Source organism: Psychrobacillus sp. Z3-81 (genome assembly GCF_056620325.1).
Genome location: NZ_JBWQPU010000009.1, coordinates 129,311 through 143,556, shown reverse-complemented (window position 1 = coordinate 143,556; position 14,246 = coordinate 129,311). Strand labels below are relative to the sequence as shown.

Annotated in this window: 11 protein-coding genes; 6 read left to right on the top strand and 5 right to left on the bottom strand. The window is 39.4% G+C overall.

Features of this window, described 5'->3' with window-relative positions; translation table 11 throughout:
• Positions 1 to 54: 54 nt before the first annotated feature.
• From AC1ECF_RS11715 to AC1ECF_RS11705, 3 genes are all read right to left on the bottom strand, one after another.
• Positions 55 to 150, bottom strand: a complete 96-nt coding sequence (locus AC1ECF_RS11715; protein WP_480389601.1) for a putative holin-like toxin — start codon at positions 148 to 150, stop codon at positions 55 to 57.
• Between the two features lie 186 nt (positions 151 to 336).
• Positions 337 to 1,155 (bottom strand): sulfurtransferase, encoded by an 819-nt coding sequence (locus tag AC1ECF_RS11710; protein ID WP_480389600.1) that lies wholly within the window; start codon positions 1,153 to 1,155, stop codon positions 337 to 339.
• Complete coding sequence (locus tag AC1ECF_RS11705; RefSeq protein ID WP_480389599.1) at positions 1,152 to 4,760, bottom strand: dynamin family protein; 3,609 nt, start codon at positions 4,758 to 4,760, stop codon at positions 1,152 to 1,154. The genes AC1ECF_RS11710 and AC1ECF_RS11705 overlap by 4 nt, the downstream gene beginning before the upstream one ends.
• A 196-nt stretch (positions 4,761 to 4,956) precedes the next feature.
• On the opposite strand from AC1ECF_RS11705, the gene AC1ECF_RS11700 reads away from it, so the two are divergent.
• From AC1ECF_RS11700 to AC1ECF_RS11675, 6 genes are all read left to right on the top strand, one after another.
• A complete protein-coding gene (locus AC1ECF_RS11700; RefSeq protein ID WP_480389598.1) occupies positions 4,957 to 5,439 on the top strand; it encodes a hypothetical protein in 483 nt (160 codons plus the stop codon).
• 971 nt (positions 5,440 to 6,410) lie between these two features.
• Positions 6,411 to 6,866, top strand: coding sequence for a chemotaxis protein CheX (locus AC1ECF_RS11695; protein ID WP_480389597.1), 456 nt, complete (start codon positions 6,411 to 6,413; stop codon positions 6,864 to 6,866).
• A gap of 218 nt (positions 6,867 to 7,084) precedes the next feature.
• The gene (locus AC1ECF_RS11690; protein WP_480389596.1) at positions 7,085 to 7,207 is read left to right on the top strand and encodes a cytochrome c oxidase subunit 2A; all 123 of its coding nucleotides are present in this window, start codon (positions 7,085 to 7,087) and stop codon (positions 7,205 to 7,207) included.
• Positions 7,208 to 7,227: 20 nt separating this feature from the next.
• A complete protein-coding gene (locus tag AC1ECF_RS11685) occupies positions 7,228 to 7,704 on the top strand; it encodes a cupredoxin domain-containing protein (RefSeq protein WP_480389595.1) in 477 nt (158 codons plus the stop codon).
• A gap of 1 nt (position 7,705) precedes the next feature.
• Complete coding sequence (locus AC1ECF_RS11680; RefSeq protein ID WP_480389594.1) at positions 7,706 to 9,373, top strand: b(o/a)3-type cytochrome-c oxidase subunit 1; 1,668 nt, start codon at positions 7,706 to 7,708, stop codon at positions 9,371 to 9,373.
• Positions 9,374 to 9,801: 428 nt separating this feature from the next.
• Complete coding sequence (locus tag AC1ECF_RS11675) at positions 9,802 to 11,304, top strand: serine hydrolase domain-containing protein (RefSeq protein ID WP_480389593.1); 1,503 nt, start codon at positions 9,802 to 9,804, stop codon at positions 11,302 to 11,304.
• A 193-nt stretch (positions 11,305 to 11,497) separates the two neighbouring features.
• Here the strand turns inward: AC1ECF_RS11675 and AC1ECF_RS11670 are convergent, their stop codons facing one another.
• Both AC1ECF_RS11670 and AC1ECF_RS11665 read right to left on the bottom strand, forming a co-directional pair.
• The gene (locus AC1ECF_RS11670; RefSeq protein WP_480389592.1) at positions 11,498 to 12,130 is read right to left on the bottom strand and encodes a hypothetical protein; all 633 of its coding nucleotides are present in this window, start codon (positions 12,128 to 12,130) and stop codon (positions 11,498 to 11,500) included.
• 122 nt (positions 12,131 to 12,252) lie between these two features.
• Positions 12,253 to 14,157, bottom strand: coding sequence for an ATP-dependent DNA helicase (locus tag AC1ECF_RS11665; protein ID WP_480389591.1), 1,905 nt, complete (start codon positions 14,155 to 14,157; stop codon positions 12,253 to 12,255).
• Positions 14,158 to 14,246: the final 89 nt, after the last annotated feature.

Sequence of the window (14,246 nt, the reverse complement as noted above, 5' to 3'; positions counted from 1 at the left end):
AAGGCGAACAGCACAGCGTTTAGTAAACCGCCATTGCTTCCAGGCTCGGGCGGTTTACTTTTTTTGTGTAAAAGTAAATAACAGTACAATGATTGCTACAATTAGCACTGAAAATACAATCATAATGCTTATTGCTTCATATACTGTCATCAGCTACACCCCCTCTCTCCCACTGAGAAAGTGAGTTGAAAAGATGTGCTGCCGCCCATGAAACCCTTGTTATTACATAACCTAATTATACCATATTTTAGGCAGATTCAAGATACGTATTCCTCTGAAATGGAGAATAAAAAAACAGCACTTTCTTTGGTCATCCAAATGAAAGTGCTGTTCTATTTACAACTCAGTTTCTACCTCATGCTCTCGTATCCAGTCACTATAGCTGCCAACATAAATTTTTACTTCTGGATAGCCAGCTTCTTTTAGGCTGGCATATAGCGGAGCTGCTGTTACGCCACTACCACAGTAAGCGATAACCGGAACATCCTTAGAGGTAAGGTCCGCTAGCTTTTCCTTTATTTCTTCAGAATCGGCAAATTGGCCTTCCTTCTTCAGCTGCTCCCAGTCATAATTGATCGCAGTTGGGATATGGCCTGCTATCGGGTCAATTGGCTCGAATTCTCCACGGAATCTTTTTGCCGCCCGAGCATCTATCAGCTGTGCTTTTGTAATACCAGCTACCACTTCTTCGACAACTGCCACATCTACAATTAGCTCATCCTTCCACTTCGGCGTGACAGTGGAAGGTGAATAAGCAGTGATTTCTGAAGTTGTCGGCAATTTTTTCTTTATTTCCTCGTAGCCTTCTCTTAGCACAAAGATATGCTCAAAGCCTGCCCACTCCAGTAAAAAGTAGGCTCTTAGTGCAAAAGGAGAACCGCCTTGGTCGTATAGATAAATCGTGTCCTCCAGCTGTAGACCGAACTGCTGGACAAGGGTAGTCATTTTTTCCTTTGAGATCATCGGATGCCTTCCACTCTTGCTGTCCATATCTGAGAGATCCTGCTCCAAATCCCAATAAACAGCACCAGCAATATGTCCTTCCTCATACAATTTCTTGCCCATTGTAGCATCAGCCAGATCAAACCTTGTATCGATAAAACGTGCGTTTTGTGTATCCTGGATATCCTCCAGATTTACAAATACCTTTGTCATGAAGCTTGCTCTCCTTCATCAATGCGTTGATAAATCTCCTTCCAAAGTGTCAGAATGTCTTCCTTCTCCAGCAGATTTCTCTCCGCATCTATTTGTTTTACGCTATCTTCTACAAGCTTGTTGCGTAATCCTTCTATTTCTTTTATTACATAAGCTTCTATCCATTCGGAAATGCGTGTTAATTCTCCCTGCAAGTAGACTTCTGCATCCTTTTTCGTTTGCTCTGCTAATGCATCACGCAGTTTTTCCTTTTCATTTTTCTCAAAAAATGATTTTTGATTTTTATAAAATGATTTTACTCCAGCATATTTCGTTCTATCCTGGAACGGTCCGCTAAAATCTAGCAGCTCCTCGTCGCTTGGTTCCATCGGTGTGAAAGCGAAGCTATCATTTAGCTCTTTTAAGAAACGAATTTCTTCCTTCTCCAGCTGCTTCACCTGCTTTTGACTATACTGAAGAATTCGGAAATTGGTAACACGTAGCTCTTGCTCCAAGTCAAAACGCAGCATTTCTAAAATATCTTTTAAGGCGATGTCTAATGCCACACTTGCAGACTGATTTGCAAATAAAGAAGGATTATAGGCTTCACGGAAAAACTCGTTAAACCGATAGAATACTCGTTGATGTAAATAGTAAATCAGTGATTCCAGCTCATCTATTGCAGCTTTCGTTATGTTAGTTGCATTTATTTTTTCATAGCGCCCAACAATTTGGTGCTCCTGCTGCTTCAGCTCCACTAAACGCTCCGACTTTCTAGCAAGGTTGCGCTCCGTTTGTTCAATTAGCGAATGCAGTTTCTCCTTCTGTCTCGTCGCTTCCTCATCTAAAGCAGTGACTGCTATTTGCTTTAAATCCTTCTCGAGGAACTGCTCGAAAGCAGACTCAAACTGTTTCATACCTTCGTGAAGAGGCTTGCCATCCACTTTTTCCTTTAGTGCCTCTAAGCTGGATACTCCGTAGACACGTGGGAAACGTATACCAAATCGTTGAAGCTCATCCTTCACGTACTGCTTCACAAGCTCCGCTTCTTCTTCATTAGACGCAAGATCAATCGCATTGACAATGAAGAACATCTTATCTAACTCAAAGGCGTCCTTCACACGACCGAGCTGAATTAAAAACTCACGATCCGCCTTTGCGAAGGCATGATTATAATACGTAACAAATAAAATCGCATCCGCATTTCGAATATAGTCAAACGCAACCCCAGTATGACGCGCGTTGATGGAGTCAGCCCCTGGTGTGTCTACTAATGTAACCCCTAGTCTTGTGAGCTCACAATCATAGTAAAAGTCAATATTATCGACAAAGCAGCTCTTTGATTCCTCTGCCACATAGCGGCGGAAGTCGTCACCATCAACCCGTAAAATCTCCCCGAGCTTGTCCTTCACATTCTCAAAGCCCTTATAATAAGCGGCAATAAAGGATTTGTGTACTTCTTGATGAGCTGTTCCTTCTAATATAGATGGTGCTTTCGTATAAGCCTCCTCTAGAGAAGAAACCTGTATGCCAAGCTGCTGATACGCAAACTGCACATCCGTTAGCAACTGAGATGCTGTTTTTAATGTAACGTCTGCAGTATTATGAGCATGCTCCGTTGAAACCGGATGTATTTTATTGATAGCTGCTGTGGTCGGATTTGGTGAGACAGGAAGCACATTTGCCCCCATCAGCGCATTCGAAAAACTGGACTTCCCGGCACTAAACGCACCAAACAAGGCAATGGTAAACTGCTGCTTTTGTACCCTTAAAGCCTTACGAGTTATGACTGCAGCCGCTTCCTTGAACTCCGGCAGCTCTGATAATATTTCACTGATTCGGTTAGCACGTTCAACAATTTGGTCAACTGGCAATACGTCCTGCTGTTCTTCCACTATTTCCTCTTGTTGCTGAACAGCAGTCTCTTCTTTCTGCTCCTGCTCTGCTGGATCGTATGCACGGATTGATTTCTCAAAGCGATCCTTTTCCTCCTGCCACCTAGCCATTAAGGAATCCCTGTCCTTACGAAGCTGGATAGATGGTGCAGTTAGCAGCTTTTCAAAAGAGTCGTGCTGATCGGCAATCTTCTGGATACGTAGGATCGCCTCTTGTTTTTGCTGCAGCTTGGAAAGCTTGGAGGAGGTGTTAGCTGTCCCCGCCTCTGCTTCCTTGACATGAGACGCACCCTTTTCCTTCCAAGCATCTGCTTCTTTAATAAAGAATCGGCTCACTGCCTCCGTTACACGGTTCGCATAGTTCAGGATAGCATCCCCTGTCACGCTTGCTCCCTCGTGAAGAGTATTTTGAATAATATCTGCTGAAATTTCGAGCGGAAGCTCCTCTATCTCTCTCATGTATTCATCCTTCGAGACACCTGCATCCTTTAGCATCGCTTTCATTAGCGCTTTCAGATGAGTCGTAATATTTGTATTTACAATTTTCGCAAGCTGGCTTCTAGCATCCTCTAGTCGCTTCTCTCTCTCCAGCTCTGTCTTCTTTTTACTTCCTAAGAAGCCGACCTTAAAGGAGTCCTGCTTACTTTCTGCGTAAAGTCTTAATTGTTCCCGCATTTCATAAGGCATGATGCCAGCGTTTTGTAGTAACTGCTTACGTTTCGCTTCAAATTCCTTTTTCCAAGCATCCTCATCCTGCAATGCCTCTTGCTTTAACGAAATCGCAAGCTGCTCCAGTATTTCCTCCCGATTCTCCCATTCGTCCTGGCTAAGAATCTCCTCGACCTCTAATAACGAAGAAGTCTGTTCTTCTTGTAAAAACCTCTTATGCTCGTCTATCAGTTTTTGAAGCGTTGCCTCTGAAGATAATAAAAACAGCTCTTCCTTCTGCTCAATAGACTTTCGAACAATCTCTTGTACCGAAGGAAAATCATTATGAGACAGCGTTGGATTCTTTAAAGAAGTGAAGAAAATCCCCTTCGGATAAACCGACCAAGCCGCAAAGGAATCGGCCACGGACTGTTGAAAGCTTTCAAAGGACAGCTCCTCTTCCCGATGCTTGTCAATCTGATTGACAATTAAATAGATATTTTCATTATAATGAAGCAATTCCTTTGTAAATTGAAAGTTCAACTCTGATTGCACATGGTTATAATCCATTACATAAAACACGATGTCCGCTAGATGTAGTGCAGATTCTGTGGAAACACGGTGCGCATCATCGGTGGAATCAACACCAGGCGTATCCATCACGGAAATGCCCTCCGGTAAAGCAGAATCCTTGTAGCCAATCTCAATTTGAGAAACCTGACTGCCATCCTTGGAGTATTTCTTCACCATTTGTATATCATATTCCCCTGAAAACCTCACAGGTGGCTGATCAATAAAGTGCACAATTGCATAGTTTTCTTCTGCTTTTTTAACGTTCACTATGTTCGCAGAGGTTGGTATAGGGCTTGTCGGTAAAAGCTGCTCATCCACCAAAGCGTTGATCATACTGGATTTACCTGCTGAAAAGTGTCCTGCAAAGCCTATCGTAAATGTCTGTTTCTCCAATTTATCTGCAAAGAGCTTTGCCTTCGCATAGCGCTCTTCATCGTTATGTAATTTAAAAATTGTTGCGAGTAATGCATTTTTGGTTTTGATTGACTGTAACTGCTCTAAATCATTCATGTACGTAATTATTCCCCTTTTATAAATCTTCACAATCTATGTCTATCATATCAGAAATTTCAACAAAATATGACTTAATTTATCCGAGAAATAAAGTCTTCAAGAGAGGTTCTCTATAACGATTTGTTTAAAAAATAGCTATATTCACATAACTTTTTTCGTTCTCTATGGTACAGTAAATAGGGAGGTGAATATGATGAAGAAGATTTTCTTGTTTTTATTATTAGTAGGTATATTAATGGGCTGCAATGATCAAAAGGCAGCCGAAGGAGAATTCCTCATTGGGAACTTTGGATTCGAGCCACAATCAAATGAAAGTTATCAACTAGTTGCTCCAATAGAGTGGACTGGAGAATCAGCAGTAACCATTCAATCAATCGAATTGATAAAAGATAACGATATGCCTATTACATATGAAGAAGACGGAATGGAGTATGAATTTTTTGGTGCAGCTCCTTTAAAGGAAAGCGGTATTTATGGCGGCAAAGAAAACATCGGAGATATACAAAGCCTAGGTGACTTTGAACTCAGCGGCGAAGGGAAAATAGTTTGGAAGCTTAAGTTGGGGAATGTTGTAGAAGATGACTCTCGAAGAGTAAAAATGACCTACGCGATGGATGGAGAAGAACACCAGCAAATCGTGAAGTGGCCAACGCTTGAACAACTATCTACTAATTAATTATGAAAGCTGGGGGTTCTCCAGCTTTTTTCATTTATAGTGAAAAAAAGATCTTATTGCAAGATCGAACGGATTTATTGGAAGCTTCGAAGCTGTGCTCCCTGGTATCGGAAAGACCTCTAGCGTAATCGTGGAAATCACTCCATTTATCGTAAAGATTTCGTCCTTAATCGCCGACTTCTTAGCCGCGACTTCTTGTATCGCAAAGACCTCGCTCTTAATCGCAAAGATCTCTGCCGTAATCGTGGAGATTCCTCCATTATCGCAAAGACTTCGACCATAATCGCTGACTTCTTAGCTATGGCTTCTTGTATCGTAAAGATCTCGCTCTTAATCGTAAAGATCTCTGCCGTAATCGTGGAGATCACTCCATTTATCGTCAAGACTTCAACCTTAATCGCTGACTTCTTAGTTGCGGCTTCTTGTATCGTAAAGATCTCGCTCTTAATCGTAGAGCTCTCTAACGTAATCGTGGAGATCACTTCATTTATCGTAAAGACTTCGAACATGAACGATGACTTATTAGCAGCGGCTCCCTGAACCGCAAGATTTTTTCCATAATCGCAAGATACTATGGCTTAATCGCAAGATCCCCTGCCTTAACTGCAAAATAGAACAGGTTTATCGCAAGATTCGAAGCTCAGCTCGCTGCCCTCGCAAGATACATAGGCTTAATCAAGATCCCCCCACAATTCTCGACCATAAAAAAAGAATGGCAAGGTAATAAACCCTTCCATTCTTTATTTTGGCTGTGGTGTGATTGATTTAAGAATATATTTTGTCGTAAGTCCGTAGATGATAACTGTTGCTGTGATAGGGATTAGAATCATCCTGTATCTCTCCTTTAATGATGTTGAAACTCATTCTCATTTAAATAATAACACAGCTTTAATATTTTTACTAGAGCCCCTATTCTTTTTACCTATGAATTGTGCTAACATTAAGACATACTTACTACATGGAGATTTATTATGACTACAACTAAGCAAATTCAAACTCTTTTAAATGGGACTATTTCCTCTCTACGGTCAGTAATTCCTATATCTATGGATTTCCAGTCCCCTTCTTCTTCGCAGCAGCCATTTGAGCAAAGTGAAATGGGTGTGTTAATTGGAATTATTGGGGATATGAAAGGTCGTATCATCATTGATTCAACCGGTGCCACTTTCTCTTCTATAAGTCAGCACATGTTTGGGATGCCATTAGAGGGGGAAATGCTCGAATCCTTTACAGGAGAGCTAGGGAACATGATAGCCGGAAACCTTTGCACGGTAGTTTCCAGTGATCAGCTGGAGATTGATATTACTCCCCCGACCGTTTTAGTAGGGAACACAAAATTCTATGGATTTCAGCGTGCCATAATGCTTCCCGTACAACTCTTGAATATAGGTAAGATCACGATTATTCTAACGGTTGATGATATTTAATACATACGAAAGCTGCGGTCATTAGGACTGCAGCTTTTTACTTTTTGACAATCTTTTATTCTCTCGAGCAGGAAATAGAAGGTAAAACTCTCTAGCTTTTCTAAGTTTCACAGTATCTTCACATTATCCGCTATAAGTGTGATAAAAATCACATCTTCTTTTTTCCAATCTCCTTATGATTGACCTATAGTGAAAAAAAGTTACGGAGGTGGTAACAAATGTCAAAAAAGAAGACAAAGGAACCTGAGTTAAAAGGGACTTTAATCTCAGTTACATTTGTTGGTGTATTTATCTTAATTATTTGGTTCATGGCATTTTACTTATTTGTTGATCGATTTTAATTGGATGGAGGTACAAAGCAATGCATATTCACAAGTATGAAAAATGGTGGCTAACTTTTGGAGTTGGGTCACTTGTACTATTTTTAGTAATAGTGGGATTCAGTGCGTTTCATTACGGCTCGCATCCACCTAGTGCAAAGGTCTACGTGGATCCTGAGCGAGTAACTGAAATAGCACCTTTTAATAATCCAGGGGTACATAAGGTGGAAGGAAAGGATTGGGATTATGAAGTAGTTATTCATGCATCTGCCTTTTATTATAACCCACCTGAAATTGAACTTCCTGTAGGAGCAAAAGTGAAATTTATCGCGACAACCTCTGATGTCATCCATGGCTTCCAGGTTGCTGGTACGAATATCAATATGATGCTAGAGCCGGGATATATCTCTGAATACGTGACGACAGTGGATGAAGTTGGAGAGTATTTGATTTTATGTAATGAATATTGTGGCGTAGGACACACTTCTATGTCATCTATGCTAAAGGTGGTTGAGTAACATGGCAACGATAAAAGAAAAAGCAACAGGCTTTATAAAGGTTGACCGTCGTGATGGAAGACTGGCGATGGCTCATATACACGTGGCCTTCATCGCCTTATTGATAGGTGGGTTATGTGGACTCCTTCAAACATTAGTACGATCAGGACAATTTACATTACCATGGGGAATTGGCTATTATCAGCTTCTCACTGTCCATGGTGTATTATTGGGACTTATTCTTACAACTTATTTTATCTTTGGTTTTCAAATTGCAGCAGTCAGTCGCACAGCTGGTACGTTAACTGATAAGCAACGCCTTTTCGGCTGGATTGGCTTCTGGGTCATGACAATCGGAACTGTTGCAGCTTCCGTAATGGTTTTATTAAATGAAGCATCTGTACTTTATACATTCTACGCTCCCCTTCAAGCACACTGGATCTTCTATGTAGGGCTTGCATTGGTAGTAGTGGGCTCTTGGATTGGCGGAGCAGGCCTTATAATGAAATATAGAGAGTGGCGTAAGGCGAACCCTGGCGAACCGAGTCCTCTGCTTACTTTTATGGTAATTGTCAATTTAACTATGTGGATCATCTGCTCCCTTGGTGTTGCAGTAGAGGTTGTTTTCCAGCTGATCCCGTGGTCATTAGGCTGGGTTGATAAAGTAGATGTATTGCTTTCTCGTACGTTGTTCTGGTATTTTGGACATCCATTAGTGTACTTCTGGCTATTACCAGCCTACATGGTTTGGTATGTAATTATCCCCAAAATTATTGGTGGTAAGATTTACTCTGATTCATTAGCTAGATTATCCTTCATGCTGTTCTTGATATTCTCTATTCCAGTAGGGTTCCACCATCAGTTAACTGAGCCAGGTATCGATTCCTTCTGGAAGTACTTACAGGTTGTTTTAACAATGATGGTTGTTATCCCTTCCCTTCTTACTGCGTTCTCTATGTTTGCAACCTTCGAGCTTCGTGGACGAGAATTAGGTGGAAAAGGAATCTTTGGATGGTTTAAAAAGCTACCTTGGAAGGATGCTAGATTCGTAGTTCCGTTCATCGGAATGGCGGCATTTATACCTGCAGGCGCTGGCGGTATCGTCAATGCATCCAACCAGATGAATCAAGTTGTCCATAATACCATTTGGGTAACTGGACACTTCCATTTGACTCTTGCAACAACTGTAGTACTCACATTCTTTGGTGCTGCTTATTGGTTGATCCCTCACCTAACAGGTAGAGTGTTAACGAAGAAAATTAACCGACTTGCCATCATTCAAGGTATTGTCTGGGCAGTTGGGATGAGTATAATGTCGGGAGCAATGCATATTGCCGGATTATTAGGTGCTCCAAGACGCTCTGATTATTCTACTTATGGCGGCTCACCTCAAGCGAGCGAATGGATTCCTTACCAGATTGCACAAGCAGTCGGTGGAACGATTCTCTTTATCGGGATTATCTTGATTATCTATATCGTTGTTCAGTTGGTATGGTTTGCTCCAAAAGGTGAAACAGAGTTCCCTGTTGGAGAAGTATCCGAGAATGCAGAAAAAACTCCGATGGCTCTAGAGAACTGGAAGATTTGGTTAACGATTACTGTTCTCTTGATATTGTTCGCTTACACTGTTCCGATCATTGATATGATTCAAAATGCACCACCAGGATCGAAAGGCTACAAGCTTTGGTAAAAGTATTTTAATAGAGTTTACGGCGTGTTCCTCATAGGTTCTCGCCGTTTTTTCATTTATAGATGATTTGACTAAAATGTCCAATCCTGTAGGGTTTGAGGTCCCCCCTACTTCCTCAACTGTAAAATTCCTTCTTACTTATATTTCTTAACTTTCATTTCCCTGTCAGTTTCTAACTAAAAAATCATTAACCTACGGCTACTGCTTTTGTATAACATACAGTTCTATTACCGTAATTCTACTATGATTGTTTATAAAAAATTGTACACCTGTGCCAATTTCAAACAGTTTAAATTGTCGAATATCATATTTAGGATTGTAAAGATTTTAACTCGATTGGCTATTTCATTCTAATTATTTATGGTATTATAGGTTTATTATGGAAATATAATAATCCATATTTCATCTGAAAAGGAGTAAATAAAGAGATGAGAAAAGTAATTCTAATGGTCGCTCTATTTTTAGGTTTAATTAATATTTCAATCCCCATAGGTCATGCAGAGGTAAATGATAAAATTAATAAGATTGAACAATTTGTAGAGGAACAAAGAAAGATTAGTCAAATTCCCGGAATATCATTAGTTATTGTAGAGAAGGGAGAAACAGTTTATCAAAAAGGTTTTGGATACGCTGATGTAAAGGAGAAAATACCAGTTACTTCTAATACTTTATTTGAACTGGCGTCAACATCGAAAGCATTTACAGGTCTTGCTATTTTACAGTTAGAAGAAGAAGGATTATTAAAACGAACTGATGATATACGGAAATACATCCCCTGGCTAGAATTAAAATATAAAGGCGAACTGCAGACCATTACAATAAATCAATTACTTTATCATAACAGTGGTATTGCTTCGAACACTATTGTACATATTCCCGAGAGCAACGCAGAAAACGCACTTGAATTAACTGTAAAAACCTTACTTGAACAATCCTTGAATCGTGAACCAGGCAGCTCATATGAATATGCAACAATCAATTATGATGTTTTAGGACTTATTATTGAGAAAGTTTCAAAACAGCCATATGATTTGTATATAAAAGAACTTTTATTTGAACAAATCGGTATGGATAATTCCTATGTCGGCATACATCAAGTTAAGTCCGATGCACTGGCAACTGGTTATAAGATTGGATTCATGAGAGAGCAAGTTTATACGCCACCTATTTATCGGGGAAATATACCTGCTGGTTATATTGTCAGTAATACAAACGATATCGCAAGATGGCTAAACCTACAGTTAGGAACCATTCAAAACAGTACATTTAGTAAAAAAACGATTGAACAATCTCACATCCCTGATCAATCCGTAGAGCCTTTCCTTCCAGACACCTATTATGCAAGTGGTTGGAGCGTTGAGCAAAAGAATGACAAACGATACATATGGCACGATGGTGCAAATCCAACATTTTCATCTTTCTTTATCATGCAACCTGAAGAACAAATAGGTGTAGCAATTTTATCCAATATGGATACAACCTTTACGACAGCAATAGGTCAAGGTGTAATGGATTTATGGGAAGAAAATAATGTCAGCTTGAATCATACTGACGGATATCAACAATTAGATAAAATCGTATCAATTCTCTGTATTATTATTGGCTTTCTAGGACTAATTTTTAGTCTTTTATTGCTAAGAAACTTATGGAAATTTAAAAGAAAACAACGATCCTGGGCATCATTGAAAGGAAAGAGACTCTTTCTATTAGTGTTCCATTCATTATTTGCAACAGCCATTTTGGTACTTATGATAGTGGCTCCTAAATTTTTATTAGGAATGACTTGGAAGTTTATTAGAGTATGGGGCCCCACTTCAGTATCAGCACTATATTATAGTGTAATAGGAACAATCATCATTTATTATTTCTCCATATTATGGCTAATTATTACCAAAAAGAAATCCTTATTAGATAGAAAGCAGTATTTATAGTTATAATAATGAGTTATTTTATGTTGAATACTTTTTGAAATAAAATCCTCTACAATCGGGCGCAATTCCTAAAAAAGAATTTGCGCTTTTTTTGCATTTAAGCACCATGGAATCTAAATCTCATGAATATATTTAGTTTTATGTTTAAGAAAACGATTGAAATTTTATTTCTGCTCTCTCCCTCTTATTCTATCTACTTCAGCTTACTTTTTTGTTTGTCATTATTATGTTCTTGTTTTACTAAGTCGTATAAGTAAGAGGAATCATATGGTGGAAATACAGTTTTCTTTGAAACATATACACTGTCGCTTTCCGAATAGGCCATTAATTCAAGCTCTAAATTATAGCCATCTTCTATCTCTTCTATAAATGGCTCCACATTTATTAGGGATGGTAGTGTTTCTATGGTTGATGGTACAGGATTTATATTTATAATCCCGCTTTGGAAAGAGGAGAATTTTGTATAGGCATTTGTATTTTTCGAAAGGTAGATAGGCTTTCCCTTATATTGCTTGGGATGATTAATCACATCCTTAGTTTCACTTGGAAGATTCCTATACATTAAGATATTGAATGGTCTTTCGGCTATTCTTCTTCGGAGTTTAAAGCGAGGCAGTTTCATTCGATGGTTACTTGCACTTTCTTTTGAATCCTTCTGATGCTCTCCATGTAGTTGCCTCGATAGGACATCCACTGCACGATAATTAAACCATGGTGTGGTTTCTACTTGTTGTAGAGATAAATCCGCATGAAGTTTCTCCACCAAACTAGCCCACTTTTTACTATCATGAGAATCCAATCGCAAGGTTTGTTCTGTAATATTCATCCCACCTTATAAAAGAATTTCACTTCTTAAAAAACCATATTACCTATACTATTCACTTCAGCGGATTCATGTGCCTAGATAAAGAAAAACCTTTCTAGCACAATGGCTAAAAAGGCTCTACTTTACATATTCTTTATTTTTGTCGGTAATACCGTCTCAAATCGTGGCATTAATGCTGCCTCTTCTTCATTTAACAATAGATGAATTTCTCCAAAGTCCTCTGATGTTCGGATTAATCTTCCTACACCCTGCTGAATTCGCAGCAGCATATAAGGAAGATCTACTTCCTCATATGGATTATTGGAGAAGGAGCGTTTTGCATCAAATAATGGATCCGAAGGAGGAAACGGTAGATCAAAAATGATTACACGTGTTAATGCTTCCTTAGGTAAGTCTAAGCCTTCCCATAAATGATAAGAGCAAAGCGTCGTCAATCTGCCTTCTTGGAATTCCTTTACAATGGTAGACAATTCTCTGTCTCCTTCAAAGCCAATTCCTTCTGTCTGGCTGATTGCTCCTCTAAACTTCTCCATCGCAGCCTTTGATTTAAATAAAATCAATGTTTGCTGATGGTCTTGCAGGATCTTTTCCACTGTTTTCGCTTTATCATCCTGTGCTACTTTATGAGAATAGATTTTCATCACTTCCTCATAATCAAACGGAGATGGAACCGAGAAGGATTGATACTCCTCCACACCTAACGAATCAGCAAGATAAGAAAAATCCTTTTGAATGGATAGAGTGGCAGATGAAAAAATAATAGGAAGCTTATTCGTAAATAGCTTTTCATTTAAAATATCTGTCACCAGTCTTGGCATGATAATTAATGTTTCATAGCCATCGATAATTTCTAGCCACTCAACTCCGTCTCCTTTTTCCGTGAACAGTCGCAGGGAGAAGGAATATTGCTCTAAAAATTCCTCTACCATTCTTAGCTCGTACTCCGGAATGGTGTACAGCTCAGATTCAAAAACGAACTCCTCTAGTAAATCATCTGTTATCTTGATGGCCAATTTACAGAGATTCATGAGCTCCTCTGTTTTATTGATTTTCATTCTTTCCGTTTCTGCCTGGAAGGTCCCTATGCGTAGGACATCAAAAATACGTTCATGGACCTCCTGCAATCTTTCCATTAGACCAAGTGTTTTTTCACGTACCCCGTCCACCATGACTTTCTCTAATAACCTGATAAGCGTTTCACTTTGGATTTCGTAAGTCAATGCCTTCTGGGCTGCGTATTCTAGCAGATGTCCCTCATCGAGTACAATCATGGACACCTCTGGTAAGAAAGGTAGCTGGCCTTCACGTATACGTGATTCCTTCGTCCAGATATGCTCCATCAAAAAGTCATGGGAGCAGATAATCAAATCGGTAGATTCACGATAGTGTTGCCTATGAATTGTTTGCCCGCATCTATTTCGTAAATCACAAGTATTACATTGCTGCGTCGGGTGGAAATTCACCTTTTGCCAGTCTTGGTCACTGATGCCTGGAAATTGACTCCGTTCCCCAAAAGGGAATACTTTTTGTAACGAGGAATGACCGTATACGAAATCTGGAATGACGTCTTCAATTACTTCAATAAAGAAGTCATTTTGATCATCCTTTTGTGCCTCTTCAAATCTCTTGAGACACAAATATTGATTTCTAGATTTCGCAAGTCTTACATCAATTTTTATATCCAGGTATTGCTGTAGCTTAAAAATGTCTCCTGCTTCTTTCACCAGTTGCTCAATTAATGTTTCATCTGCACAAGCAATTAAAGCAGGCTTGCCAGTATATCTTGCGTAAGAGATAGCAGGCAGCAGATAGGCGATTGTTTTACCAGTACCAACACCCGCTTCTGCGAATAATACTTTTTTATCCTTTAAGGCTTTTTCAATCTGATAAGCCATGTATATCTGTTCATCCCGACATTCAAAGCCTTTTTCGGGAAGTTCATCGTATAAGACGTCTCCCATCCAGTCACCAAGCGACTCAAAGAAAGAACGATCTTTTGAAAGCTGAAAAGGTAATGCTTGCTTCATATTTTAACTCCCTCAACATCATAATAAAAACAGGTTCCGCCTTTTATCAAAGCGGAGCCCTAAAAATTTCTTGCATGAAACAAATGGAA